At 42.2% G+C, this 26,915-nt stretch carries 20 protein-coding genes; 11 read left to right on the top strand and 9 right to left on the bottom strand.

Going from position 1 to position 26,915, the window contains the following annotated elements; translation table 11 throughout:
* Window position 1: 1 nt before the first annotated feature.
* From L7A31_RS09925 to L7A31_RS09940, 4 genes are all read right to left on the bottom strand, one after another.
* Complete coding sequence (locus L7A31_RS09925; RefSeq protein WP_237361354.1) at window positions 2-3,100, bottom strand: error-prone DNA polymerase; 3,099 nt, start codon at window positions 3,098-3,100, stop codon at window positions 2-4.
* Complete coding sequence (locus L7A31_RS09930) at window positions 3,084-4,502, bottom strand: Y-family DNA polymerase (RefSeq protein ID WP_237361355.1); 1,419 nt, start codon at window positions 4,500-4,502, stop codon at window positions 3,084-3,086. Before L7A31_RS09930 ends, L7A31_RS09925 begins: the two co-directional genes overlap by 17 nt.
* Before the next feature lie 2 nt (window positions 4,503-4,504).
* On the bottom strand, window positions 4,505-5,167 hold the full coding sequence (imuA, locus tag L7A31_RS09935) for a translesion DNA synthesis-associated protein ImuA (RefSeq protein ID WP_237361356.1): 663 nt from the start codon (window positions 5,165-5,167) through the stop codon (window positions 4,505-4,507).
* 73 nt (window positions 5,168-5,240) lie between these two features.
* Window positions 5,241-6,017, bottom strand: a complete 777-nt coding sequence (locus tag L7A31_RS09940) for an MBL fold metallo-hydrolase (protein WP_237361357.1) — start codon at window positions 6,015-6,017, stop codon at window positions 5,241-5,243.
* A 381-nt stretch (window positions 6,018-6,398) separates the two neighbouring features.
* Here L7A31_RS09940 and L7A31_RS09945 point away from each other — a divergent pair, with 381 nt between their 5' ends.
* Window positions 6,399-7,112, top strand: coding sequence for a substrate-binding periplasmic protein (locus L7A31_RS09945; protein ID WP_237361358.1), 714 nt, complete (start codon window positions 6,399-6,401; stop codon window positions 7,110-7,112).
* 84 nt (window positions 7,113-7,196) lie between these two features.
* Here the strand turns inward: L7A31_RS09945 and L7A31_RS09950 are convergent, their stop codons facing one another.
* On the bottom strand, window positions 7,197-7,940 hold the full coding sequence (locus tag L7A31_RS09950) for a YciK family oxidoreductase (RefSeq protein WP_237361359.1): 744 nt from the start codon (window positions 7,938-7,940) through the stop codon (window positions 7,197-7,199).
* Between the two features lie 189 nt (window positions 7,941-8,129).
* Here L7A31_RS09950 and sohB point away from each other — a divergent pair, with 189 nt between their 5' ends.
* Together sohB and L7A31_RS09960 are read left to right on the top strand one after the other, a co-directional pair.
* Window positions 8,130-9,191 carry a protease SohB gene (gene sohB, locus L7A31_RS09955; protein ID WP_237361360.1) on the top strand — a complete coding sequence of 354 codons (1,062 nt, stop codon included), beginning with the start codon at window positions 8,130-8,132 and terminating at the stop codon, window positions 9,189-9,191.
* A gap of 433 nt (window positions 9,192-9,624) precedes the next feature.
* Window positions 9,625-11,220 (top strand): bacteriohemerythrin, encoded by a 1,596-nt coding sequence (locus tag L7A31_RS09960; protein ID WP_237361361.1) that lies wholly within the window; start codon window positions 9,625-9,627, stop codon window positions 11,218-11,220.
* A gap of 25 nt (window positions 11,221-11,245) precedes the next feature.
* Here L7A31_RS09960 and rrtA read toward each other — a convergent pair whose 3' ends face one another.
* Window positions 11,246-11,803: a rhombosortase gene (rrtA, locus tag L7A31_RS09965; protein WP_237361362.1), complete on the bottom strand. Its 558-nt coding sequence runs from the start codon at window positions 11,801-11,803 to the stop codon at window positions 11,246-11,248.
* 3 nt (window positions 11,804-11,806) lie between these two features.
* Here rrtA and L7A31_RS09970 point away from each other — a divergent pair, with 3 nt between their 5' ends.
* Window positions 11,807-12,412 carry a tRNA-uridine aminocarboxypropyltransferase gene (locus tag L7A31_RS09970; protein ID WP_237361363.1) on the top strand — a complete coding sequence of 202 codons (606 nt, stop codon included), beginning with the start codon at window positions 11,807-11,809 and terminating at the stop codon, window positions 12,410-12,412.
* A 39-nt stretch (window positions 12,413-12,451) separates the two neighbouring features.
* On the opposite strand, the gene L7A31_RS09975 is transcribed toward L7A31_RS09970, so the two are convergent.
* Together L7A31_RS09975 and L7A31_RS09980 are read right to left on the bottom strand one after the other, a co-directional pair.
* On the bottom strand, window positions 12,452-13,660 hold the full coding sequence (locus L7A31_RS09975; protein WP_237361364.1) for a C40 family peptidase: 1,209 nt from the start codon (window positions 13,658-13,660) through the stop codon (window positions 12,452-12,454).
* 447 nt (window positions 13,661-14,107) lie between these two features.
* Window positions 14,108-15,427: an anti-phage deoxyguanosine triphosphatase gene (locus L7A31_RS09980; RefSeq protein ID WP_237361365.1), complete on the bottom strand. Its 1,320-nt coding sequence runs from the start codon at window positions 15,425-15,427 to the stop codon at window positions 14,108-14,110.
* Between the two features lie 547 nt (window positions 15,428-15,974).
* Between L7A31_RS09980 and L7A31_RS09985 the strand changes: the two genes are divergently transcribed.
* The 3 genes from L7A31_RS09985 (at window position 15,975) to yfbR (ending at window position 20,655) form a co-directional block, all read left to right on the top strand.
* Window positions 15,975-17,186: a hypothetical protein gene (locus L7A31_RS09985; protein WP_237361366.1), complete on the top strand. Its 1,212-nt coding sequence runs from the start codon at window positions 15,975-15,977 to the stop codon at window positions 17,184-17,186.
* Window positions 17,183-19,897 (top strand): hypothetical protein, encoded by a 2,715-nt coding sequence (locus L7A31_RS09990; RefSeq protein ID WP_237361367.1) that lies wholly within the window; start codon window positions 17,183-17,185, stop codon window positions 19,895-19,897. Before L7A31_RS09985 ends, L7A31_RS09990 begins: the two co-directional genes overlap by 4 nt.
* A 152-nt stretch (window positions 19,898-20,049) precedes the next feature.
* Window positions 20,050-20,655, top strand: coding sequence for a 5'-deoxynucleotidase (yfbR, locus tag L7A31_RS09995; RefSeq protein ID WP_237361368.1), 606 nt, complete (start codon window positions 20,050-20,052; stop codon window positions 20,653-20,655).
* 65 nt (window positions 20,656-20,720) lie between these two features.
* On the opposite strand, the gene L7A31_RS10000 is transcribed toward yfbR, so the two are convergent.
* Complete coding sequence (locus tag L7A31_RS10000; RefSeq protein ID WP_237361369.1) at window positions 20,721-21,935, bottom strand: pyridoxal phosphate-dependent aminotransferase; 1,215 nt, start codon at window positions 21,933-21,935, stop codon at window positions 20,721-20,723.
* A gap of 245 nt (window positions 21,936-22,180) precedes the next feature.
* Between L7A31_RS10000 and L7A31_RS10005 the strand changes: the two genes are divergently transcribed.
* Genes L7A31_RS10005 through menB form a run of 4 tightly spaced genes read left to right on the top strand, consistent with a single transcriptional unit; the run spans window position 22,181 to window position 26,865 of the window.
* Window positions 22,181-23,488 (top strand): isochorismate synthase, encoded by a 1,308-nt coding sequence (locus tag L7A31_RS10005; protein ID WP_237361370.1) that lies wholly within the window; start codon window positions 22,181-22,183, stop codon window positions 23,486-23,488.
* A complete protein-coding gene (gene menD, locus L7A31_RS10010; protein ID WP_237361371.1) occupies window positions 23,485-25,191 on the top strand; it encodes a 2-succinyl-5-enolpyruvyl-6-hydroxy-3-cyclohexene-1-carboxylic-acid synthase in 1,707 nt (568 codons plus the stop codon). Before L7A31_RS10005 ends, menD begins: the two co-directional genes overlap by 4 nt.
* Window positions 25,181-26,014, top strand: coding sequence for a 2-succinyl-6-hydroxy-2,4-cyclohexadiene-1-carboxylate synthase (gene menH, locus L7A31_RS10015; protein WP_237361372.1), 834 nt, complete (start codon window positions 25,181-25,183; stop codon window positions 26,012-26,014). The genes menD and menH overlap by 11 nt, the downstream gene beginning before the upstream one ends.
* Window positions 25,999-26,865 carry a 1,4-dihydroxy-2-naphthoyl-CoA synthase gene (gene menB, locus L7A31_RS10020; RefSeq protein ID WP_237361373.1) on the top strand — a complete coding sequence of 289 codons (867 nt, stop codon included), beginning with the start codon at window positions 25,999-26,001 and terminating at the stop codon, window positions 26,863-26,865. Before menH ends, menB begins: the two co-directional genes overlap by 16 nt.
* The last annotated feature ends 50 nt before the right edge of the window (window positions 26,866-26,915 follow it).

Here is a 26,915-nt window from a genome sequence, read left to right on the forward strand (position 1 = left end):
TCTAGTGGAAGTCTCGCGAGCGACTTACTAACTTATCTAGGTAGTGGGTCAGGTCTGTTAGCTTACCAGCGATGATATGTGTGACTTCTCCTTCTCTTTCTAAAATACCTTGAACTTTTAAAATTTTAGCCGCCATATAAGCTTGTTTTTGAGCTCTGGCAGTCGCTTTCCAAACTACAACATTCATATTCCCTGTGTCGTCTTCTAACGTAAAAAATGTTACGCCTGCTGCGGTACCTGGAGATTGCTTTCCTGTCACAACGCCTATTATTGTCACGAGTGAGCGGTGCCTTTTTTCAATTAGCTGTTTCATTCGAGTGAAGCGCCCAAGTTGATAGGTTTCATCCAGAAGCTGTATTGGGTGTTTTTCTAGTGACAAGCCAATGGTTGCGTAATCTTCAAGCAAGTTATCGATTTCAGAAGGCGTATGTAAAAAAGGAGAGTTGCTCGTCTCTTGAGCCTGAAAAAGAGGTAACTCAGAAACAGAGTCCATCATGGACCAGCGAGCTTGGTAGCGATCTAGATTAAAGCAACGCATCGCTCCGGCGGAAGCTAGACGCTCAATATCCAATTTAGTCAATCCTATATGTTTAAGCTCGCTCGGGTTTTGGTAGCCACTCTTCGGGCGAGAACGTAATAGAAACTGGCTTGATGTATGATTGAAGCCTTTAACTTGCCTTAGCCCAAGTTGAATAGCGAAGCCTTGGTTGTGTGGCACGACATGATGATCGTATTGAGACCGATTAACACAAACCGGAAAAATGCTGATCTTGTGTCTGCGAGCATCTTGAACCAGTTGAGAAGCGCTATAAAACCCCATAGGTAAGCTGTTGATCAGTGAGGTATAAAAAGCATGGGGATAGTAATATTTGAGCCATGAAGAGCAGTACGCAAGCACGGCAAAAGATGCTGAATGGCTTTCAGGAAATCCGTATTCCCCAAACCCACAAATTTGGTCGTAAATACGTTCCGCAAAATCCTGCTGATAGCCACGCTCTAACATGCCATTAATCAGTTTGTGTTTGAATTTAGTGAGATCGCCCGTTTTCTTCCAAGCCGCCATCGCTCGACGTAGCTTGTCTGCCTCTCCGCCACTAAAGCCTGCAGCAACCATAGCTAACTTAATCACTTGCTCTTGAAAGATCGGGACTCCCAATGTTTTGGCTAGCACCTCTTTGACTTCTTCAGAGGGATATGTGACGAGCTCTTGTTTATTACGTCTTTTAAGAAAAGGGTGAACCATATCGCCTTGAATAGGGCCGGGACGGACAATCGCTATTTGTATCACTAGGTCATAATAGCAAGCAGGTTTGAGGCGAGGCAGCATACTCATTTGCGCTCTAGACTCAATCTGAAACACGCCGATAGTGTCGGCTTTTTGAATCATCCGATAAACATTTGGATCATCTTGTCTTCGGGTAATTTCCGCTATGGAGAGTTGCTCGCCATGATGCTTTTCTATTAATGAAAAGCACTTGCGAATAGCCGTCAACATACCCAAAGCAAGTACGTCCACTTTGAGTAAAGAGAGGCTTTCTAAGTCGTCTTTGTCCCATTGAATCACGGTTCTCTCTGCCATAGAGGCATTTTCAACAGGCACCAATTCATACAGAGGACCTGCTGAAATCACAAACCCGCCTACATGCTGTGAAAGGTGGCGGGGAAACCCCATGATCTCGCCAACCAAGCGTATAAATTGCTGCCCCTTTAACGAATCTGGTTGAATGCCAAGATCGACTAGTTGTTTTGTCCAGCTGTATTCTCTGTCTCGACGATTTACGTTCTTGATAAAAAAGTTAAGCTGTTCTTCAGCAATGCCGAGTGCTTTACCTACTTCTCTTAAAGCACTTTTAAAGCGGTAAGTAATAACAGTTGCAGCCAATGCTGCTCGCTCTCGGCCATATTTTTGATAGATGTACTGGATGACTTCTTCACGTCTTTCGTGCTCGAAGTCGACGTCGATATCGGGCGGTTCATCGCGTTCTTCACTGATGAAACGTTCAAAAAGTACCGAGATCTGTCTTGGGTCAACTGAAGTGATTTCTAGGCAATAGCAGACGATAGAGTTGGCCGCTGAACCTCTTCCTTGATAGAGAATACCTTTCTTTTTGGCAAACATTACAATGTCGTGGATGGTCAAAAAATAAAACGGATAGTTAAGTTTTTCGATTAATACCAGTTCTTTCTCTATCGTTTGCAGAATATCCTTAGGAACTCCCTGTGGGAATCGCAACTGTTTGCCTTGCTCTACTAACTGCCGCAAATATTCCATGGGTGTTTTACCATCGGGAATTAACTCGCTTGGGTATTCATATCGCAGTGCACCTAAATTGAACTCACAAAGATTAGCAATGTAGAGTGTTTCCTTGATCCACTCATCAGGAAATAGTTTGTTTAATTTGTTGATTGGTCGAAGGCTACGTTCGGAGTTACTTAATAGCTCTTGGCCGATATGTTCGACATTTTTACCCGCTTTAATTGCAGTGAGTACATGTTGTAAAGGTAAGCGCTCTGGAGAGTGCATCAACACGCCACCGCAAGCACATATCGGTAGAGAGAGCTCATTTGCCAGTGTTTGGCAATGCTGAATATAGTCATGTTCTGAGCCAGTGAGGTGACGTTGAATACCTAGCCATAGCCGACTTCGATGGTATTGAGCGAGCCAGCTTCCCCACTTATTATCAAACTTCTGATAACAGGGAAGCCAGATAACCAAGCAATGTTGCACAGACATGAGATCCCACTCTGATAACTGGTACTGTCCTTTGTCGGCACGCCTTCGCGCATTAGTAATAATCCGGCACAACTCGGCATAAGCAACTCGGTTTGGGCATAGCAAAACTACTTGGCACTCTTGGTTTAGCCAAAACATACTGCCGATAATTTGTTTGATTGAAAGCTGGTGCTGTTCGATTGCAGTATGAGCTCGAACAACACCTGCTAGTGAGCACTCATCGGTGATGGCAATGGCCGAATAATTTAGGCAATCTGCTTGGGTAACCAGCTCTTCTGCATGGGAAGCACCGGTAAGAAAAGAGAAATTACTTTGGCAAAACAGCTCGGCATACAAGCCTTGTTTTTGCTTAACTGAAGTAGCCATGTAAATACCACTGCTGTTTTAGATTGCGAAATACCCAAAGCCATTGACCTGAAGCATTACGCGCGACAAAGTAGTCACGAACTATCTCATTACCATCCCACCAGCCAGTGACCAGTCTCTCTGGACCATAAATAATTCGAGCTTTTTGGTGCAGCCTTTTGGGGGTGGGCAATAGAAAGCTAGGACGTAAGCGATTTATATTACTGGACTTTCCTAAGGGTAATACGGGAGTCTGCAAGGAAGCTGGGTTGTATAGATATGTTGCGTGCTCAGGCCTAGGATCGCCGCTGAGAGCAACTTTTTGTACTTTATCTGCCCCTAACTTTGCTTGTAGATAAGAAACTAACTCAAGTTCATTTTGCTGCTCGTGCCGTTTCGAGAACAAGTCAGAATTGGTCGCTTGCATTTCTCCCGTTCGGGATGTTTCTAACGTTAGGCCTTGTACAGGGCTCTTCAAGGTCAGTGATTCCAGTGATAATTGGCAAAGAGTCTGCCATTTGGCGGCTTTATCATAACCACAAGCAGAAGTGAAGGTGATAGCATTTGGGGGCGAATCTCTTAAGTGCAGTGAGAGCTGCAACTCATACGCGACTCGATTTCTAGGCCTAAGAAAATGTTCTAAACGAGTGAGTAGGATGGCTAGGGGCTTTTCTAGCCATTGCACATTATTAATATCAAACAGCAGCTCTAAATCGCTTTCAAAGTGTTCAGGTGGAGTGTAAAAGTCGATAACGTGTTTAAATTGCCCTGTTAGCTTTCCAATGTAGTTAACCAGTTCTATATCGAATCGGCGAGCGATATCGGGTAGAGGAATAGCAAGTAGATCACCAACGGTTTTGACTCCTAGGCGTTGCAAAAGCTCTAAGTGTTTTTGTGTTATATCGGCCTCTGATATCGGCTGATGTTTGATCTGCTCTAAAATACTGCTTCTTTCATGTAGCAATTGATTATTCGCAGCTTGAGCAAGCAGTTGAGCGGAAAGTGGTGAAAAGCCTGTAGCAAAGTGATAGGCCATATTCAGCCCATCCAGGGAATGAGTTAGAACTTGCCAATAGCTTTCTAGTCCTTGGTAAAGAGTCAACATATCAGTGGCTTTCAGCAATATACCTTGTGGTGGAGATAGCATGATATCGGCAGTAATCAAATACAGCTTTTGAGCTATTTCCTGTAGGGCTTTTATTTCTACTTGATGATCATAAGGGTGGACCTTAAGGTTTGAGCAAAGCGTAGCCGCACTACCTAGCCCCATATCCAGTAGAATACCTTGCTCTAAAGCAACTGAATTTGCTTGCACAATACGGTGTGTTTTGTCATCCACTATCGCGATAGGTTGCCCGCCATGTTCAGCAAACAAACTATCTAATTGCAAGGTTGGAAAGTGTAAATAGAGCCACAACTGCATCGTTACCCCAGCTTTCTAAATTCTGATAATTCATTTTGGGGCAACTGTGATAATGAGAATGTATTCATACCAAGAAGAAATCGGCCTTGTGGCCAGCCGCCTTTACGTTTTGTAATCTCAACTTCTAGCCCTGTGATATGTGGCTGTAATGTCATGCTTAAGCTGACAGGTAAAGATAGAGTGTTACTAGCATTGCCTTTAAATATGAACTGTAAACATTCTCCTTGTTCGCTGGCTATTTGGAGCCGCCTTATATGATGGATACTCAGGTTCTTTTGCCATAACAAAACATGACTGCACGCTCCGCTTTTTAAACATTTTTCGGCCGCCCACAGTGCGTCATTGGTGTGTTTTGGCGAAACAATCAGAATATTGTCTAAGTTGAGATCTTCAGAGAGAAGTTGTTCTGCACATGGCTTGCCTGGTGGTTGTATAAATACAACCATTCTATTGCTTCTGTGTGTTTTGATATGAGGCCACAGTAAGCGCAATTCACCAATACTAGGGGATGATTTTATCTCGATGACACCGGACGAAGGAAACCCACCGCCTAGCTGCTCATCTAGAGTATGGAACCCTGTTGATTGCAGCTTCATGGGGTCTGGAGTATAAGATCCTTGCCAGATCAATTGCTTAGTTCTGAGTCGGTTTATAAGTTCATGCATAAAAAATTACCTGTATATATATACAGTATAATAAACACAAAAAAGGTTGCAATAGGGAGTTGCGATCGAGGTGTTAGGAAATGAGTGAGCCGGTTAAATTGAAAGGAATCGCCACATTGAGTAATTTGGGAGTGGGTAATGACTCATCTCTCTTCTGCCGAGCAAGAACATAATCATGCTCAGAGATACGATTGTTCAGCATGATGTTGTCGGACTTTTGTATCTGTACAGTTGAGCATATCTCAGGTTCTTCATGTTCATTTGGATAGTCGTGACACAAATAAACCTTTGTAGTATCACCTAGACGGAATAGAGCCATGATGGAGTTATATTGTGATTCTGCGCTACCTTCTGGGAAATCTGCTCTACCAGTCCCTCGCTTTGGTGAGAATAAAGTGTCACCGACAAAAATATTGTTGCCAATTTTATATGTGATATCTGTTGGGGTATGACCCGGAGTTTCTATAATTTCAATTTCTTCGTTGCCAAATTTAAGCGTCATATTTTGGTTTAACAATATATCAAATGACATGATAGGCTTTCCTTTGCACAAGCCTTCCCATTGGCGATAAACATCATTGATACGTTCACTAATACCGATTTGCCCACCAACTTCTGCTTGTAACGATTTAGCGCCAGATAGATGATCGGCGTGAATATGTGTTTCGAGAATGTATTTGACGTTGAGGGACTGGTGTTGGATAGACTGAATAATTTGTTTTAAATACGCATCATCAATCGAGCCATCAGAATAGCCTAAAACAGGATCAATCACGGCAGCTTGAGTACTGCTAGAAACTAGATAAGTTAACGTACCAGTCGGCCGATGAAAAAATGGTTGAACCTTCATCTACATTCCTTTTTTACACTTGGAATAGTAATAGAATAGTCATTAATCCTCTGTATATACCACTCTTAGTATCGAGACTGTGGCGATGCTTAAAGTTATACAAAACCAGCTGATATTAAGAATGCGTGACTGTAAACGTATGGTTATTTGGCGGGAGCTTACCTATAGGCGCATGATTATGTGCTTGAGATCACTAATGCTTTCTTCACTACGCACAGTTTTACTAAAAAATTTGAGTGTTATGCTTCGATATGCGTATTTTTAACTACACTTACCGTTGGCTGACCACAGAGTGTCTCAGTGATAGCATCATTGGCAATGTGGAGGCTTTTAATCGAGGGTAAGAGTATTATTTACTAAAAGTGCTGCGAGGGTTATGTAGTGAAAAACTTCATACTGGCTGTATTCTTTTTGTTCTCTATTAGTGCTATTGCTCAAGAGCTCACCCTTGTTACCGCTGAAATTCCACCCTACTCAATGGTTGAGAATGGCGTTCAAACGGGAGTGACTGTTGATGTAGTAAAAGAGATGGCTCGCAGGGTTGGTCAAAGTGACGAGTTTCAATTTCTTCCGTGGGCAAGAGCCCAAAATAAAGCCTCACAAAACAATGCCTACGGTATCACACCATTATCCCGAACCCCGCACAGAGAAGACAAATATACTTGGGTTGCCCCCATACCCGAAATCAATAACGACTATGTTCTTGTTTCCTTAGATAAAAATCTCAACATTAACAAGCTGGAAGATATCATTGGCCTTTCTGTTGGTGTGCAACGTGGAACGCCAGCGCAGCGTTTACTTGAAAAAGCCGGATTTGACGATATTCAGACCGTTACTTATGAAGAGCAGAATGTAGAAAAACTTCGTAAAGGGCGGATTAAACTTTGGGCTATTCCACGGTTAGTCGGCAAGTATGTATACAAAAACAATGGGTACAATCCAGATGAGCTGATTTTTGGTTACGTGTTGTCTAGGCCAATTATCTACTTCGCAGCATCGAAAGATATTTCAGATCTTGAGATTAAAAGGTGGAAACAAGCTCTAAACTCAATGCGTGACGATGGGACATTCGAAAAAATCATTTCCAAATACTGAGAAACTTACTCAGCATATTTCAAAATCAATAAGGTGCTACATTTTTGCAGCACCTTAAATGACCTTTCAAATAAGTAAACTCAATTACTTTTTCGGTTGAGCATCAATGCATTGACCATTGACCTCTTTACCTTCAGGTGCCATTAAATAGACATAAAGTGGAATGATGTCTTGAGGTGTTTTTAATGTGTTCGAATCTTCTGCGGGGTAAGCTTGCGCTCGCATACTTGTACGAGTCGCTCCCGGGTTGATGGCATTAACACGAATAGGTGTATCACTCAATTCATCGGCTAATACTTGCATCATTCCTTCGGTGGCAAACTTAGAGATAGAGTAGCTACCCCAGAAAGCTCGACCTTGGTGGCCAACGCTAGATGATGTAAAGATAATTCGTGAGTCTTCAGATTTACGCATCAATGGAATGAGTGCTTGTGTCATCAAAAACTGAGATTTAACGTTGATTTGCATGACGTCATCAAATGTAGCTTCATCGATTTGATCAAAAGGGCTTAAAACGCCAAGCATACCAGCATTATGTAATACACCATCAAGGCGACCGAATTGCCCTTCAATGGTTTCGACCATATCTACATAATTTTGCTTGCTGGCTCCCTTCATATCCAAAGGGACAATGGCAGGAGTAGGGTAACCTGCGGCCTCTATTTCATCATAGGTTTGTTCGAGCTTTTTCACCGTGCGGCCAAGAAGAATCACAGTTGCACCATGCTCGGCATAACTAAGAGCGGCTTGTTTTCCAATGCCAGCGCCAGCGCCAGTTATCAAAATAATTTTGTCTTTAAGTGCATTTTCAGATACTGAGTAGTTCAATGTAAGCATCCTTAGAAGTAGAATAAGAGCTTTTAGATATAAAGAGTGCGAGTGGAGCAGTATTAAGCTCACCGCATTTCCGTTCTCTTCAATCTAAAGGCTTAACAAATCACGAGTGGAATTTAAATTGAGCAAGATAATTTCACTTGGGTGTACAATACACTAAATCATTCTATTGGGGATATTACATTGGAATTTTTGTTGGATTACGGGCTATTTTTGGCCAAAATCGCGACTGTTGTAATCGCGATTATTGCGATTTTAGTAATTGTTAAAGGATTAGGTGGAAGAAGTGGTGCAGCAAAAGGTGAGTTGGAAGTTACAAACCTTACCGAACAACACAAACAAACCGTTGAGCAGTTAGAACATCATTTGCACGATGAAGCTTTCATTAAAGCTCGTGACAAAGCTGAGAAGAAAAGCGAGAAAGAGAAAAATAAGACTCGCGAAAAAGAAGTTAAGAAAGCCGCGAAAGAGGGGGCATTAGATACCAAACGGGAACCGCATCTGTTTGTGCTTGATTTCAACGGCAGTATAGACGCGAAAGAAGTGTCTTCATTACGTGAAGAAGTGACTGCTATATTAGCAGTAGCCCGAGACGGTGATGAAGTATTGCTTCGCCTTGAGTCTGGCGGTGGCATGGTTCATGGCTATGGATTGGCGTCATCCCAATTAGATCGATTAAAAAATGCAAACTTACCGCTAACGATTGCTGTCGATAAAGTGGCTGCAAGCGGTGGCTATATGATGGCTTGTATCGCAGATAAAATAGTTTCAGCTCCTTTTGCTATTGTGGGCTCCATCGGTGTTATCGCGCAGATTCCAAACTTTAATAAGCTTTTGAAAAAACATGATATTGAATTCGAGCAACTGACTGCGGGTGAATATAAGCGTACGTTGACGATGTTTGGTGAAAACAGCGATAAGGCTCGCGATAAATTCAAGCAAGAACTCGAAGAAACTCATGGCTTGTTCAAAAACTTTATCCGTGACCATCGCCCAGATCTAGAATTAGACAAAGTCGCGACAGGTGAGCACTGGTACGGTACGCAGGCTAAAGATCTAGGTCTAGTTGATGATATCAAAACATCAGATGATATCGTCGTGGAAGCATGTAAAGATAAAACAGTATTGTCCGTTCGCTACGTTCGTAAGAAAAAGCTGGCTGATAAATTGGTTGGCACGGCAAGCAATGTTGCCGATGGGGTTCTGCTTAAACTCGCAAGCAGAGGTCAAAGGCCTATCGTTTAAGTGCTCAACTCTTAGGGGTATTGACACTCAATGCCCCTAAACCTCAATTCCCCTAAATATTGTAACCTAGCCGAACGGAGTAATTTTAGCCCGGATTTTGCTGACATTCCTGCCCATGCCTACCAGCTATATCTAACTCTCATTTCTTTCTCTAAAACTGGTAACAGCCAGTACCAGCGAGTACTATGCCAGCAAATGCCTCATGCTGCAGAGGCACAATAAGGCCAACGGTTTACTGTAAGAGTGAGTTGGTGATTAGGCTCTAAACTCTAAGAAAAGCCCGCTAGATAAGACTATCCTAATACAAAAGTGGTATGAGACTTGGATGCTTTTCTGGTGTCATTAACATTGCTGGAACATCGTATATACGAGAGTTTATCGTAGCGGAGCGCTGTAAACTGGCGCCACAAAGAATAATTTCACATGGAGCTAGGTGATTTTGAAAAGTCTAATCGAAAGGTTTAGTAACTTGAGCAACATGCAGTCACTCTTGATTTTAGGAGTATTCGCACTGCCTATAGCCTCGTATTTAATCGTCAGCCAAGCTTGGTTATGGCTCGCTATATTTTTAGTCTACCAAGTCGTCATTTTGTCGCTATTTTCGGCTTTAAACTCAGTCTTCAAACATATTAGGCGAGCTTCTCTGGAGCTTTCGGAAGGCGATTTGACAGTGCGAATAAAAGAGAGTCATTCGGTAGGAGAGCCTCTATACAAGTTGTTCAATCGAATCGGAGAAGATATTTCTAGAACGGTCAGTGCACTTCGGCGTTCGACAGCAAGGCTTGTTGAAGTAGCGAATACCGTTCAAGAGGATTCCGTCCAGTCGAAGGAAGGTGCCATTGGCCAAAAGAATGACGTTGATAGAGCAAAATTTATTCTAGATAACTTAGCTGAGATCACGCAGGAAGTTTCTAGCTATTGTGAGTCGACCGCGTCGTTAGCTGCTCAAGCGAAAGCAAAAGCAGACCAAGGCAGCAATGACATGGTGAACTTGGAAAATGCACTGTCTAACGCCAATCAACATATAGATAATACCAATGAACACTTTCAATCCTTAATGGAAGAAACGGCGCAAATTAGCCAAGTCATGGAGACAATTAGCGGCATTGCAGAGCAAACTAACCTACTGGCTTTGAATGCTGCGATTGAGAGTGCGAGGGCTGGAGAGCAGGGACGAGGTTTTGCTGTCGTGGCCGATGAAGTTCGCTCTTTAGCAATGAGAACACAAGAGGCTACCGAAGAAATCAGAAAGAAAATTACCAGCCTCCAATCGAAAACAGATGACGTTCTAGAAACTATGCGTGAAAACAAGTCCAGTATGGATGCATCTTTATCGATTGCCTCTACCGCAGAAATTTCATTTAAAGAGTTGAATACTCAAATAGAAGAATTAAGTGAATATGGAGCGAGAATTTCTCAGTCTTCTGAGAACCAACTAGCGCAAACGGGTGAACTTGAAAGCTGTCTTCAGCTTGTCGCGACAGAGTCAGAAAACAATGTTCGTTCAACTCAAGAGACTTTGATTGCCAGCATTACAGTTAGAAATGTTTCAGGAGAAATTGACTCTCTTCTCAATCGTTTTTCATTCGATCAGCGACAAGTCAGCCAGGAAGAATCACAGCGTGAAAAGCTGATGGAATGGAACAGCAGCCTTGATCTTGGGCTTGAAGAAATTAACCGACAACACAAGATTCTGGTTCACTTAGTCAACGAGCTCTATTATCTGCTGAGACATAACTATGGATTGGCGTCGATAAAGCGCGTTGTGCAAGGTTTAATCGACTATACCGCCAATCATTTCACCTATGAAGAAACGCTGTTTGAACAGTTTAATTACTCTGAGCAAAAGCAACATACAGAGAAACATCGTCAGCTTGTTTTAAAAGTGCTCGATTTTCAAAAGCGTGTAGAAAGTGGTGAAGACATCGGTGAAGAGCTGTTCACTTTTCTGAAAGATTGGTTAAGCGGCCATATCATGCGTGAAGATAGGGCCTATGCCGAGAGCTTTAAAAAGTTTGGTTTGAACTAACGAAATTTTTAGGGCGATAGAGACTTTATCCTATCGCCTTGTTAACGGCATGATATCGATGACATAGACCCGCGAGCGCGAGCCCACCTAATGTCCCAGCTAAATGTGCTTGAATAGCGATTGAGGCATGTATCCACTCACTTGTTGTCGTTGATGGACCGAAAATATGCTCCCAAACAACCTTTCCCACCACACCTGCCACCAATAGCCAACTGGAGCGTCTTCCGCTGAGTGCTTCCATAAGTGCGTAGTAAGCAAATAGACCATGTAAAATCCCGGACAGACCAAGATAGGTGGTAATATTTGTAAAAAGCAAGCTAACGCCGACCACAATAGACAGATAGAAAAACACCAGCACAAAAGATTTTGTTTTGGGTTGGAACAGAAAGCAAATGATCCACAAACCTGCTAAGTCCATGGCAAGGTGAGCGTAGTTGGTGTGAGTCAGGTTTCCTGTTACGATGCGCCACCACTGCCCATCGTGAATGGCATAAATGTTCCAAACGGCATAACTACTAGCAGGTTCAAATTGAAGAGCCAAACAAACTAAACTAATAACAGCTAAAGCAAGGTATAGAATCACGATATGTCTCGGTATTGTTCAAAGTGTGGTAAAGCAAATAAAGCCTGTATATGTCAATGGATACAAAACTTAGCGTCGAATGTTGAGTTGATCATCTTGCAGCACCCTAACGAACAAAATCGGCCATTGGGTACAGCTCGGATATTGCAGCTTTCCCTAGCGAATAGCCAAGTGTTTGTAGGTGAAAACTTTTCCAATCATCAGCAACTCAACTCATTACTGAATGAATCAGACACCGTCCACTACGTCTTGTTCCCGAATGATGATTCAAAGCTATTGGCCCAAGAAGCCTTGCCGAGTTGCGCGAAAAAAGTGCGTGTTATCTTAATTGATGGTACCTGGCGTAAAGCCTATAAAATCTGGCAGCTTTCAAGCAACTTACATACTTTACCAAGTATACACCTGCCTGAAGGCTTAAAGGGGCAATATTTGATTCGCAAAGCGCCGTCAGAGAATAGTTTATCGACGGTAGAAGCGGGCTACCATATGCTATCGATACTTGAACCTGAGAGGGACTTTTCTCCATTGCTCACAGCATTTGAGAAGATGATTCAGTTTCAAATCGATCAGATGCCAAAAGAGGTGTTTGAAAAAAATTACCGAGAATGAGACAACATCCTTGTATCTCTATGTAGGGATAAATCTATCTTAGCAAGGCAGCTTAAGTGTTTGCTTGATTCTTATGCCACTTGATTTCAACTCATTCAGAGCTTTGATTTCTGAAACCGACGTGTGGAATTTGTTAGCAATGCCAGATAATGTATCGCCAGATTTTACTGTGTAGTCAAAGCCTGATGGGTAGTTAGATTGGCGTACTTTAAGCACTTCGCCGAGTCTAATCACATTACTCTTCAAGTGGTTGTCGGCTTTTAAGCGATCAACAGACACTGAATATTTATGAGCAATTTTAAGCAAGCTATCACCAGATTTCACAGTATGCTCTAGCCAGCTGTAGCGTAGGAAGCAGGCGTGAATATGACCTTTTCGGTAAGCTTCACCTTGTCTGTCGGCAAGCATCTTGGCTTGGTCGGCTGCTTTTTTCTGTGCAGCTTCATGAGCTTTTTCTCTTCTCAGTGCAGCAGCTTGGGCAGCTTCTTCTCGTCTTTCTTTCTCAATTCTTGCAACTACAAGGCGGTTTACTTCAGCATTGATTTTCTTAGTGCGAGTTTGCAGTGCTTGCTTGAGATCTTCGATAACTTCATCGTTTGGCACAACTCGGCGAGCTTGCCAATAATCTCTAACCCAATAAGGGTGCTCAAGGCTACTCATTGCAACACCGCGGCTGCTGGTTGAGCTAATAAATTGGTGATTGCCTAGGTAAATACCAACATGGCGCTCATTAACACCTGTTTTGAAGAAGACTAAGTCACCAACTTGTATGTCATCTTTTGGTATTTCTCTGCCTAATTTAACTTGTTCCAGAGTTGTTCTTGGTAGGTAGACTCCCAGTGCGCCTATATAAACTTGACGAATAAAGGCAGAACAGTCGATGCCTTTTGAGCTATTACCACTATATTCATACGGTGTGCCCGCCCAGTTTTGATAGCTATTGATTAGAGTGATCTTATAGGCCATCTGCTCAGCTGGGGTTAGGTTTTGAGGCTCGGAGCTTTTCTTTTTTTGATCGGTTTTGACCACTAGTTTCGGGTCATTTTTTGGAGAATCTTTTGTTTCACTCACAACAGAAGCCTGAGGCGCTTGGGTTGTGTGGTCTGCGACTTGATGTACTGGATGCATTTGGCTGCTCTCGTTCGATTTCGCGGCGTGGGCAGAATCAGAAGAAGTTGGTAAGCTGGCACAACCCGCAAGCAAAAGTGCAGGTAAAGGCAGCAGCATTGGGTAGCGACAAACAGACATTAAAACTCCTAAATTCAGGAAACGATTAAAAAGGGGTTCACTAGCTAGTGAAAATTAAAAGTGTGATTTCGTTTCTTGGTTAAAAAATATTATGCAGCATCGTTATCTATGTGTGCGAAAAGAGCGATCTGACTCTCTATACAATTGGCTTGCTTGACAAAAAGAGGCTGTTTGGAAGGTTTATCTGGCAACATACGAAAAACAACTATACAACTCGATTAACTAGGCAATATCAACGGTATTGCAACATATACAAAAACCTGCATATAAAAATGCAAACTATTTAGATAGCGGATTCTCCTAGAAATTTTTCTGATAATTGTTCGAAAAACGTCAATTCGTAACAAAAAAATGCTCTAATTGGAGAAATGCGAAATTATACCGTATTGGTTGGCTAAATATCCATTGCAATTTAATGTGAGATTGATGGCATAGATAGTGCGTTGATTACACGGGGGAAAATAGTTGGGTGTGCAATCGCAATGCGTGGCCATCGGTCATCGAGGAAATATAATCTGCAATAATCCGATTCTCAGCGTCGGCGTTCCCAGCCGCTAGTTGCCACTTTTGTTTCTCTAAATTTGGTAGTAATCGGTTTGGCTCAGAGCTCAGTGCTTCGAAAATATTCATAATGACCTGCTGACCTTTGTACTCGACAATTTGAACTTCAGGTATCTGGATTACGAAATCGTTGACGAATTTTTTTAGCACATCTAACGCTGCAGCCCTCGAAGGTGCTAGATAAGCATTGCTACTGAGTAACGGACTTTCAAAACTCTCGGCAGTTGACTGTATGGTAACGCTGGTTAAGAGGGCGTTGACGATTCCTCCTATTGCATCTTTGCGCTGGTGATGTTTACCAGAAAATAGCATTTTTCCAAGCGTTACAATGTGCTGGCTGAACCAATCATCGCCAATCTGTTTAAGCTGCGATTCAGCTTCGCTACACCACTGCGAATAGCTGACCATACCTAATACAATGGCATCTTCTAAATCGTGAACGCCATAAGCAATATCGTCAGCAAGCTCCATAATTGAGCAATCTAAAGATTTGTGTAGGGTTTTATTGTTTTGTTTCCTAGGGCAATTTGTGTCTCTAAGTGCTACAAACTTTTCTTGATCTGACTGTGAGAGTGGAGATAACACCCAATTAAGTAGTGTATGGTCGCAATCGTAGATGCCTTTCGCTGGCAGCCATTCTTGTGTTTTTAATTTTCTTTGATCGGCTGTGGATTTAGGCTTAACTTTCGCCTGTGTCTGGCTAATTAGGGCTGGGTACTTGAGCAAGCCAAGCAAAGAGCGACGGGTGAGGTTCATGCCGCCATTTTCAGTATAAGGTTCAAGCTGAGTAACAATTCGGAAAGTTTGAGCATTTCCCTCAAAACCACCATGATCTCGCATCATATAGTTCAAAGCGACTTCTCCACCGTGTCCGTATGGTGGGTGTCCGATGTCATGTGCTAAGCAAATCGAGTCAATTAGGCTGTCGGAAGGGAGAATTTCACACACTTCTGGTTGTTTAGACTTTATCTGAGCAACGATGCCAGTTCCAAGTTGAGCCACCTCTAAAGAGTGAGTGAGGCGCGTGCGATGAAAATCATCGGTACTAGAGCAATGCACTTGTGTTTTTGATTGCAGGCGTCGAAAAGCCGCTGAGTGGAGAATGCGTGCCCGGTCGCGCTCGAAAGGGCTACGGTGGTCATTTAGACGCAGCTTATTTTCTTGCTTGTTTCTTTGTCGCCATGCTGAATCAATCGTTTCAGGCATTCGCATACTCCTTTCCGCCACAAGAGCTCATATATTGTCGCTGAACCTTTCGTCTCCACTTCTAATAGTATGATTCATAAGAGATATGTCAAATAAACCGCAAGCAACAATACCTATGAATATATCAGATGTATGACGAGTGAAATATTTCGGGCCAAAAAGAAGGTGGCGATATATATGATAACTATTATCTAATTTAATAGATTTTATAGCCAAATAATAATTTTGATACAGCATGAAAAATTGCTATCAAAATAGGTAGATTATGTAAATTAAACATTGGTATTTATATATCTCTAGTTCCATTTTTATTGATATTTTTGTAAAGAGTGTTAATTCTAATGGTGATTAAAATCCCACTCGGTTTGTTCGTTTGTTGTGAATATGTTGTGTTTGAGTGTTTATTGTTGCGCTGGAATTAATCATTGATCGCTTTTTATATTGGTTTGAAGAATTAAATTTTCTAATGTTGTTTTAGGGCCGTCAGCATCAATTCCTACTTTAAGTTTTTTTGGAGTTTTAACTACAAAGGAGTGAAATAGTAAAGATGAAACGACTGATATTCGGCTTGTGGGCAGCGCTATTTTCGGCCAGCACTTGGGCAGCCAAAGTGGAGATAGATGAGATAAAGCTGCGGCCCGATTATGGGATAGATATTGTCGCTCGCGTTAATGAAGTGGATAAGAATGACAAAATAGTTGGTGTTGCCTTGAACAAAGTAGAAACATGGACTGTTGACTATACGTTAGGATCTATGATCAGCAGAGTGGAGAGGTTCAAGGTGGCTGGATACGACGACTACAGTCAATTTCGAAGATCCTGTGATAAATCTGGTGATAGTAAGGACGGCGTTAAAATTAGAGCGTGCCGAGGTAAAGGCGAGTGGAAAAAGAGAAACAATAGGCTAGATATAAGAATACCAGGTGGCCACTCGCTATTAGGTGGTCAATTCATAAAAGGTAAAAATGATCTACAGGCAAATATTGGTGTAGTCGTGACATTAAGCCTTCTAAGGGACAACCCAAAAAAGAAAGTTAGGTTTTTTGGTGAAGTTTTTCAAGCTAGACAATTCTATTTTCCAGAAGAATCTTCACCTATTAATACGGATAGCTATTTATTTCCTGGGTATACCCACAACTATAAAACACCTGTTGCTATTACCGTGTCTAGCGATGGAAAAGTGGGGTGCTTGGCAAAAAGAAAAAATGCCTCTCGCTTCGAGTGTTTGTACAACAAAAAAGATGACAAGCCTGCCCAACAACCAGATTACTTTGCGTCTCTAATTTCAAATATAGATGATGACAACCTGAAAATTATGGAGTGCGGGCCTGAATCACAATTCATCGAAAAACAAGGTGTAGTTAACTTCCAAGCGAGTGATTTTCAACATGCTGGCCTCACAGGGTATGAGTCCGATTTAAAAGATTATTGGTGCAATAGAATGAACAACTACATTCGTAAGGATGAAGATGTTTCTAGCATTTATGGCGAAGGGTGGCTTTTAAGTGTCAATCCATTCACAGGAAAAATGGAGTGCTTTTCGGGCAAGTGGAACTGGTGCTTAAATAGCAGCTATGCGAATGAAAAGCCGAAGATTACATCTCACAGAGAAAATAAAACAGTTGATCAATATACCCGATACAAACCCATTCATGGCTGCAGATATAAAAATGGTCTGGTTCGGCCTTGTCCGGAAAGTATGAAAAATATCCAATCACTCGCGCAATTAATCGAATCAGTTAATGGAGAGGCATTATGAGAAATGTTCGTATTTTTATAATTTGTCTCTTGCTATCCCTTTGCTCTACTAATGCAACCGCAAAACCCTTATTCGAGAAGTGGGCTAATAAAGTGGGTAAGCATCTAGGAGTTGACCATACAATTGAATGGGGGGAGGGTGTTGTTGATGACATATCGAACTGGAATGCTGGCAAAAGTGCGGATCAAGCTGGTAATCGTATTAAGAATGGCTGGGAGCAGGAAGTTGAACAGAATTTTGCTCGTTGGATAGTCAATGCTCCTGAGCTAGTAGGTGACCGTATTGTTGATGAAATATACGAGACAACCGGTGTAGATATCACAAAAATTGATAAGGAATTGTATGAAAAATATAAGTCTATTAACTTCAAAGCAATAGAAAATGCACTTTTAGACGCCCCGGAGCAATTTGCAGACGCTTTGTTAGAAGTCCTAGATGCGTTACGAGTATGTGCTCTCGTGACTGGAAATATGGATAACGACTCAATGAAAGATTGCCTTGAAGAAGCGTATAACTCAATTATGGGAATATATGCTCAAGCTGAATTTATAATGTTTACGATGAATATGTTTAACTCGATGATGAAGGATAAGAAGAATAATACAAATAATACAAATAATACAAATAATACAAATAATACAAATAGTATATATGGCTATAGTTCATATGATGATAGTGCAAATAGCTCATATGGCTATAGCTCATATGGTGAAAGTGCAAATAGTACAAATGGGGGCAGTACAACTAGTACCTATAGCAATAGTACGGCGACTTCGGTATTAGGAGGCATGAATTTCAACGCTACGCGCGATGTTCTGAAGGCAACAAGACAGGCAGATTTAGACTTAAACTTTGATGACAGCGAAACAGAGTTTAAAGCCTTGTCACAGTTTAGCTCTATTGATGATATTCGGTTGTCTGAATTGGTGAATAACAATATCTCAGATACGTACAATTTAGATTATGTAAAGAATAAATATGGCTCATGCCGACAAGTGAATTTGGCACATGTTTGTTACGACCAAAAAGTTTGGAAAGGTAAGTATCTTGAGAAGTTTAATTATAAAAGGGCGGGGTTAACCGAAGAATGGAAGCAAATTAGAAAGGCTCGCTTGGTTTCACTGGTAGAGCATGCTTTTGGCAATGCCTATAACATTGTCGGTCAAAAAGAGGTAACGAAAGACGAGATGATTTCAGTGATCTATGAGCTGATCTTTTCATCTGAATATGCCGATAAAAGAGATCCTTACCTTGTGCCTTCTTCAATACTAGAAGGGCATCCAGCCACGTTTTTATACACCAATGACGATAGTATTATTTTGATGAATCAAGACTCGTTCTATTCTATAGATGACTCAGATCAAGCTCGCCGAGACACGCGTTTGTTTGCAAATGAACTCTATTTTGAAGAACTGGGTCATTTTGTGGAGAAATGGCGCTGCATCAAATTGAATGTTTCTGTGTCCAATTGCGATACCTATGGTGATGCTGGGGCTCGTTTTTCAGATGCAGCCCTAATAAATAGTCCAGAGTTGGTAAATGATATTGAAGTATACGATGAAGCCATTGCCAAACTATCAAAAAATGATATGACGTATTCTTCACACTTAACGATGAAAAGCGGAGAAAAAGTATACTATGAAACGGCGCCTTCAGAGGCTGCTATTCAGGCAGCACTTAACAAAAAGGGATGGACGCTCAGGTACCGCTTACGCGGACAAATAGGTTGGGAGCTCAATAATGAATCTGCATTAGCAGGTGGGAACTCAGCCGTGGGAATAGGTAGCAACATAGTATTGGAGTTTCGTTATACCCCAGCAAGAAGAGTCAAGAATGGTTGGTCTAGCTACTACAATACTCCTTGCCCGAATGGCAATTGCAATATCGATGTTGGAAAAGCCCAGATTAAGATAGCCTCAGAATCATTTATGGGTTCTGGTGAAGGCGATTCTACTGCAAGCATGTATGGTGAAGTAGGCATTGACAGGGCATACTCTGTGAGTTTTCCTCTTGTTCGTAAAAGTATAGGGCAAGAATTACCTGACTCTGAACTTGGATATTCCCCACAGATTTATGCCACCCACTTTAATTTCGACCACAATATAATGCGTAAAGAAGCTAGGTTTGGTCACGACGCCGGAGGCTATTCATTTATTACATATGATCAAAAGAATGCCAAACTTCCGTTTGCTCGAGTTAAGTCAAACTTTAACAACGTTGTCCATGTGATGTGGGGTGGCACCTCCATAAGCTGGCCGATGAGTAGTAAGAAAATTATGCCAGCCTTCCTTGCTGGTGCTTCTCTTGGCGTTGTAGGTTGCGCGATAGGTGTAAAGGCTGGTGGCCTAATGCAAGAGCGAATGACTGGATGTGATACAGGTTCTTCAATCGGTGAAAGGTTGGGGATACAAGGAGCGGGAATGCTAATGGGAAAAACAATCTATGCGGATGCAGGTCATATAATTTCAGTGCGTACTCAACATCGAAATGCATCAAACACTTTTATTACTAAAAATAATCCTACTAAATTATGGAATGATGGCTCAAGAAATGGTCGTGTTGAGCTTAGAATTGAGTTTGTTAAAGTCATGGAAGAGGAAAAAATAAAGTTTCCTAATAAGCAAATTGAGAAATGGTTGAAAAATGTTTCTCAAGAGGTTTTTGCGTGGTTAGATACTAGAAAGTGGCACAAAGCTATATTTAGTTTCTAAATTCCAACTTTCAGTTAACTGCAAAGCTCCCTATAAGGTATATATGGGAGCTTTTTTGATGTTGTAAGATAGCATTTGTGGGTGTATACAAGCAGCATATGTTTGAGGATGTTTTACCGTACTCATTTTATTAATATTGCGGAGTAGGATGAATGAAAAAAAACCAAAGTGTTTTCATGGCTTGGATAACAAGGATGCCCCTCATCAAGCGCTGGGCATTGATGCATTGTTTCCAAGAAGAGAATGTGTCTGAGCACTGTCACCAAGTTTCTGTTATTGCTCACCTTCTTACCGTGATAAGAAATAAGCGCTTCAACGGCAAGCTCAGCCCAGAGAGGGCTGCGACCATTGCCATTTATCACGAGATATCAGAAACGAAACTGCAAGACATTAATTCTAAAACTAAATATCACAACCCAGAATTTACCGCAGCGTTTAAAAAGTTGGAGAACCTAGCGGAAATTGAATGCCTTGAAACCTTGCCGGAAGACTTAAGAGAGGAGTTTACTGACATTCTCATTCAAGAAAATGTGGATGAAGAATATAAAGCCATCGTGAAAGCGGCAGACATCTTAGCAGCCTACATCAAAACGATGAATGAGCTAAGGTTCAACAATGATGAGTTTCGTCATGTCAAAGACGGTTTGGATGAAAGGATTGAATCGCTTGCTAAGCAAATGCCAGAAGTGCAAGTCTTTATGGATGTATTCTGCGATAGCTGTACAACGACGCTAGATAAGATCTCATCAACAAATTAGCCATCTGAAACTGGAAAGGGCTTAATGCTTTAAGCCCTTAGCACAGTGCCAATTGGATTAAGTGGCTATTGACGATACGTAGACAAAAACTGACCGAAACGCCCAATCGCCGTTTCTAAATCTTCCACATGAGGCAAAGTGACAATACGGAAGTGATCCGGCTTAGGCCAGTTGAATCCAGTGCCTTGAACCAGTAGGACTTTCTCTTGGATTAGAAAGTCGAGCACTAACTTCTGATCGTCTTTTATGTTGTACATTTTGGTATCAATTTTGGGAAATAAATACATCGCCCCTTTCGGCTTAATACAAGAAATCCCAGGAATGTCATTGATAAGTTCCCATGCCCGATCACGCTGCTCAAGAAGGCGCCCACCCGGCAGAATCAACTCGTTAATGCTCTGATAACCGCCAAGAGCTGTTTGGATTGCATGCTGCATTGGAACATTTGCGCATAAACGCATGGAAGCAAGCATTTCTAAACCATCGATGTACGCTTTCGCTAGGTGTTTGGGACCTGTTAAAAACATCCAACCACTTCTGAAGCCACATACTCGGTATGCTTTTGACAAGCCATTAAACGTCATGACTAAAACATCGTCCGCCAAAGTGGCAACTGATGTATGTGTTGCGCCATCAAACAGAACCTTGTCATAAATCTCGTCAGCAAAAATAATTAACTTGTGCTGGCGAGCTATCTCAACCACCTCAAGTAGAAAATCGCGACTGTATACAGCACCTGTTGGGTTGTTGGGGTTGATCAGCACAATCCCACGAGTTTTCTTGGTGATTTTCTTCTTAATATCATCAAGATCTGGATACCAATCTGCTTCTTCATCACAGAGGTAATGAACTGCATTTCCGCCAGATAGAGACACAGACGCGGTCCAAAGAGGATAATCAGGAGCTGGTACAAGCATTTCGTCGCCATCGTTAAGCAACGCTTGCATCGCCATGACAATCAACTCAGAAACGCCATTGCCGATAAAGACATCTTCAACATCGAGGCTTCTTAAGCCCTTCTTTTGATAGTGCTGAACAACGGCTTTTCTTGCCGAGTAAATACCTTTGGAGTCGCAGTAACCTTGAGAGGTTGGAAGGTTACGAATTACGTCTACTAGAATTTCATCGGGGGCGTCAAAACCAAATGGGGCCGGATTACCAATGTTGAGCTTTAGAATTTTATGTCCTTCTTCTTCCATTCGCTTAGCATGTTTGAGTACCGGACCGCGTATGTCATAGCATACGTTATCGAGTTTGGAAGACATCCCGATATTTTGCATTGTTGATTTCCCGAAAATTTATAATTGCTTGGGTATAAATTACATCAATGTGCCTTTTTTTAGTATAAAAATCTGCAAATTCTTTTACTCCTAGCTGAGTTGAGAAGGATAAGAGTGAGCGCGTGCAAATAAAGTTGTTAATAGCCGACAAAAATTGATGTTGTTCTTGATCTGAGTAGGGTCTATAAATAGAGTAGCCGCGGATAATATCTTTTTCTTATAACTCACAGTATTTCGAGGTTGATTTGTCACATTTTTATCGAGCCTTAACTCAATTGATCCAAAGAGTAAAACAAGCAAAAGACGACGAGTTTCGTGTGACGCAGCCGCTTGATGAAAAGCCTGAATTTGACTTGATAGATTGGCTCGACTCTCAGCCGATTTATCCGAAATTTTACTGGCAATCGAGAAATACACGAGAAGAAGTCGTCGCTTTAGGAACACTGTATTCTTTTTCAGATATTGCTCCAGCTTATGCCATCTTGGGCGACGATCAGCGAGTATGGGGTGGTCGCTCTTTCGATGGCCACACTGAGAAGAATCAGCGTTGTATGCCATCGTTCTTTTTCTTACCGCAGATCGAGCTGATTCGATTTGATAATCAGTGGACGCTGGCAGCGAACTTGAACCGTGAAAGGCATCGTACGTTGGCAAGCCTGCAGAAAATAAGAAAAGAAGTACGGCAAATTCTGCCAATTTCAGCTCACATTAAGTCTATTGAACATCTCCCAGAGAAAAAAGATTGGGGCAATATGGTTGAGCGAGTGTTGAACGGTATATCCAACCAAGAGTTTAAGAAGGTTGTATTAGCTCGCCAAACCACGGTGAACTTAGATGTGCCGCTGTCTGCAACCCAGCTTTTAAAAGCGAGTCACGAAGCTAATCACCACAGCTACCATTTTTTGATGGCTTTGGATAAAAAGCACAGCTTTGTTGGGTCGACTCCAGAATGTTTATATTCTCGCTACGATCAAGAGCTTCATACTGAAGCATTAGCGGGCACCATAGGCCGTGGTAGTGATGCTGCTCAAGATATGGAGCTAGCACGATGGCTGTCGCAAGATGAGAAAAACCTCAACGAAAATCAATACGTCGTTGATGATATTGTCGAACGCCTTTCTCCTCATGTTGAGAGCATTGAAGTTGAAACTGATGCGAGGCTAGTTCGCTTGCGCCAACTACAGCACTTGAAGCGTGATATTAATGCCAGATTAAATGCTGGTATAAAAGGTGTTGAGTTGTTAGGTGCGCTTCAACCGACAGCGGCAGTAGCGGGCTTACCGAGAAAAGAAGCTAAGCAGTTTATTGAAAAACATGAGCCATTTGCTCGTGGTTGGTATGCCGGTTCGGTTGGCTTTGTCAGCCATAAACAGGCGGAATTTTGTGTCGCGATTCGAAGTGCATTGGTTCTGGATAAAGTCGTGAAACTATATGCTGGCGCTGGAATCGTACCGGGTTCTATAGCTGATGTTGAGTGGCAAGAGCTCAACAAAAAATTATCCACATTACTGTCTTTGATTTCAGAGAACACTCCATTGGGTGTTGCTTCATGAAACACCAAGCCGTATTGAATCGAATCTGGTGTAAGGTCATTTTAGAAGAATTAGCTAGGTTTGGTGTAAAACATGTTTGCATTGCTCCCGGCTCTCGTTCAACGCCATTGACTCTAGAAGCAGAAGGCAACAAAAAACTAGAACTTCATACGCATTTTGATGAGCGAGGCCTAGGCTATTTTGCTCTAGGTTTAGCAAAAGCAAGCAAACAGCCTGTCGCTATTATCGTTACTTCAGGTACAGCGGTGGCAAATCTTTTGCCATCGATTGCTGAAGCCAACTTAACCGGAGAAAAGCTGGTCGCATTGACTGCGGATAGACCTGTCGAACTGGTTGGCTGCGGGGCGAATCAAGCCATTAATCAAGTCGGTATTTTTGCCCAGCATGTAACAGAGGCAGTGTATCTGCCTAGCCCAAATACTGAGCATTCTTTGAATTGGCTGCTAACGACGCTTGATGACGTGATGTTTAAACAGACGTTAAATGACGGGCCAGTTCATATAAATTGCCCTTTCCCAGAGCCTTTATACAGCCAATCGAGTCAGGGCTTATTTGACCAATACCAGTCTCAGATACAATCTTGGACTGACTCTAGCCAAACCTATTGTCAGCGTGTCTATCAACCTTCAATGTATGTCCCGCTTGACTCTAATATTTTGGAGAGAAAAGGCCTTATCGTTCTAGGCCGAGTAACGTTACAGGAAGCTCAGCAAGCGAAACAATTTGCTGAGCAATTGGGTTGGCCGCTTTTGGCTGATCCTCAATCTGGTGTGAGCAGTGATTGGGCGCACTATGATTTATGGCTGCAAAATCGAAAGAGTGGACAATCTCTTAGTCAATGTGATCTTGTTATCCAGCTTGGCGCTCAAATCATATCCAAACGGTTTAATGCTTGGCTAGAGCGGCAGGTTAGTGACGGCTGTGACTATGTTTACGTTTCGCCAAAGGCAACTCGCAACAATCAATCGCACTTACCACAGCTACATTATGTCGCCGATATTTACGAGTGGCTGTTAGTACAAAGCAACGCGGTTGGGCCACATAAATCTACGTATGCAAATTGGGCTGACTCTGTTAATGCTAATGCAGTCGCGATTGAAGAGTTGGTGGCATCAAAGATAGCAGAAAGCGCTGCTCCTAGTGAGATAGCCTTAGCTTGTTTACTTGAAAACCTACCTAACAATATCCAACTATTTCTCGGTAACAGTTTGTTTGTTCGTTTAGTGGATATGTTCTCTAAAATAGACGAAAAAGAGGTGTATACCAATCGCGGAGCTTCCGGCATTGATGGCAATGTTGCGACCATTGCTGGTACACAAAGCGTTACGCAAAAGCCGATGGTGGCATTCATTGGTGATACAACTCTTCTGTATGATTTAAATTCATTGCCGTTATTATCTGAACGTTTACCTCTTGTACTTGTCGTACTAAATAATGATGGCGGTGCGATTTTCAATTTATTACCAGTGCCAGAAGATAAAAAACGACGCTTATATCAAATGCCTCACGGCTTTGAGTTTGAGCAATCAGCTAAACAGTTCGGCTTGTCTTATAACAAACCGAAGACGTTATCGGAATATCAGGCGTCGTTAAGGAATCATATCGATCACGGAGTAGGCGCAATGATGATAGAAATATCTGTTCCTCCAAATGAGTCAAGTACACAGCTTAGTCAAATTGTCGAAGTGATCCATGCTGGGTAGCCGGGTCTATCGTAAAGGTACAAAAAAATTACCTACATTGGTTTTTCTGCATGGTTTGCTTGGTAGCAGCGAAGACTGGCGCATTTGTATAAAGAAACTTAAACCCTTTCAATGTATTGGTATTGATTTGCCGGGCCATGGTGAGAGCCGCTTTGTTTCATGTGAAGATTTTGAGCACTGTGATCAACTGGTTAGATCAACCTTAGAGCATCACATTCAGGATGATACTCCAGTAGTTCTGATTGGTTATTCCCTTGGTGCAAGAATTGTCATGCACGGTTTAGTTTCTGGCATCTATGATGCATTCAATTTGCATGCTGCAGTTATCGAGGGGGGAAACTTTGGCCTCATAAACGATGAACAAAAGATGCAGCGACTTAGGAACGATGAACAATGGGCCAGTCGCTTTGAAAGCGAAAAAATAGAACAAGTTTTGCTCGATTGGTATACGCAACCGGTGTTTAGTTCGCTAAACCATGAGCAAAGACAAAACTTAATACAGAAACGAAGTGATAATCTAGGCGAGTCTGTAGCACGTATGTTAGTCGCAACATCGTTAGCAAAACAAGAATTCTTGTTGGACAAGCTAAAAGCACTCAGTATGCGCGTTCACTATGTCTGTGGTTCTAAAGATACTAAGTTTTCACGCTTAGCAGCACAAAGCCAGTTGTCATATAGTGAAGTGAACGGAGCAGGACACAATGTCCATCAAGAGCAACCGGAAATATTTTCGCAAGTGATTAGGTCTATTATATCGGAATCGGATTCGGAACCTAACGCTGGCGACAAGGCAAAATTGGAGTCTCCATGGCTAAAACAGTAGGCATCAGCGAAGAAGAACTATACGCACCAGTAAATTGGCAAGATTGTGGTGCTCAATACGAAGATATTCAATACCATAAATCTGAAGATGGCATTGCCAAAATTACTATCGCTAGGCCACAGGTACATAATGCCTTCCGCCCACAAACAGTAAAAGAGATGATTACAGCGTTAGCAGATGCTCGTTATGATGAAAAAGTCGGAGTTATCATTCTAACGGGCCTCGGAGAAAAAGCTTTCTGTTCGGGCGGTGATCAAAAAATCCGTGGTGATTACGGCGGTTACAAAGATGATTCCGGTACGCATCACTTGAACGTCTTAGATTTTCAGCGTCAAATCCGTACCTGTCCTAAGCCAGTGATTGCAGCGGTATCAGGTTGGGCTGTCGGTGGTGGCCATGTTCTACATATGATGTGTGATCTTACTATTGCCGCTGAAAATGCGCAGTTTGGCCAAACAGGGCCAAAAGTCGGTTCGTTTGATGGTGGCTGGGGCGCATCTTATATGGCAAGAATTGTTGGTCAAAAGAAAGCGCGTGAAATTTGGTTCTTGTGCCGATTCTACGATGCGCAAGAAGCGTTGGATATGGGGCTAGTAAACACTGTTGTACCTGTAGACCAACTAGAAAAAGAAACGGTGAGATGGTGCCGAGAAACTCTACAACATAGCCCAATGGCACTGCGTTGCCTAAAAGCTGCGTTGAACGCAGACTGTGATGGTCAAGCAGGCTTGCAAGAGTTAGCTGGCAACGCCACCATGATGTTTTATATGACTGAAGAAGGTCAGGAAGGCCGAAACGCGTTTAATGAAAAACGCCGTCCAGACTTTGATAAATTCCCACGTAATCCATAATTGTTCGCCGAAAGGCGTTATGTTGGATGAAAGGATTATCATCGCGCTGA

Origin of the sequence: Vibrio marisflavi CECT 7928 (genome assembly GCF_921294215.1) — a bacterium.
In the GTDB taxonomy this organism is placed as follows: domain Bacteria; phylum Pseudomonadota; class Gammaproteobacteria; order Enterobacterales; family Vibrionaceae; genus Vibrio; species Vibrio marisflavi.

Bases quoted from the DNA above. Each gene is read 5' to 3' on its own strand.
- L7A31_RS09975 (WP_237361364.1), bottom strand. From the start codon at position 13,660: ATGTCTGTTTGTCGCTACCCAATGCTGCTGCCTTTACCTGCACTTTTG.
- menH (WP_237361372.1), top strand. From the start codon at position 25,181: ATGCTGGGTAGCCGGGTCTATCGTAAAGGTACAAAAAAATTACCTACA.
- L7A31_RS09925 (WP_237361354.1), bottom strand. From the start codon at position 3,100: ATGGCTACTTCAGTTAAGCAAAAACAAGGCTTGTATGCCGAGCTGTTT.
- L7A31_RS09985 (WP_237361366.1), top strand. From the start codon at position 15,975: ATGAAACGACTGATATTCGGCTTGTGGGCAGCGCTATTTTCGGCCAGC.
- L7A31_RS09990 (WP_237361367.1), top strand. From the start codon at position 17,183: ATGAGAAATGTTCGTATTTTTATAATTTGTCTCTTGCTATCCCTTTGC.
- L7A31_RS09940 (WP_237361357.1), bottom strand. From the start codon at position 6,017: ATGAAGGTTCAACCATTTTTTCATCGGCCGACTGGTACGTTAACTTAT.
- menD (WP_237361371.1), top strand. From the start codon at position 23,485: ATGAAACACCAAGCCGTATTGAATCGAATCTGGTGTAAGGTCATTTTA.
- menB (WP_237361373.1), top strand. From the start codon at position 25,999: ATGGCTAAAACAGTAGGCATCAGCGAAGAAGAACTATACGCACCAGTA.
- L7A31_RS10000 (WP_237361369.1), bottom strand. From the start codon at position 21,935: ATGCAAAATATCGGGATGTCTTCCAAACTCGATAACGTATGCTATGAC.
- L7A31_RS09930 (WP_237361355.1), bottom strand. From the start codon at position 4,502: ATGCAGTTGTGGCTCTATTTACACTTTCCAACCTTGCAATTAGATAGT.
- L7A31_RS09970 (WP_237361363.1), top strand. From the start codon at position 11,807: ATGTCTCGGTATTGTTCAAAGTGTGGTAAAGCAAATAAAGCCTGTATA.
- yfbR (WP_237361368.1), top strand. From the start codon at position 20,050: ATGAAAAAAAACCAAAGTGTTTTCATGGCTTGGATAACAAGGATGCCC.
- imuA (WP_237361356.1), bottom strand. From the start codon at position 5,167: ATGCATGAACTTATAAACCGACTCAGAACTAAGCAATTGATCTGGCAA.
- L7A31_RS09980 (WP_237361365.1), bottom strand. From the start codon at position 15,427: ATGCCTGAAACGATTGATTCAGCATGGCGACAAAGAAACAAGCAAGAA.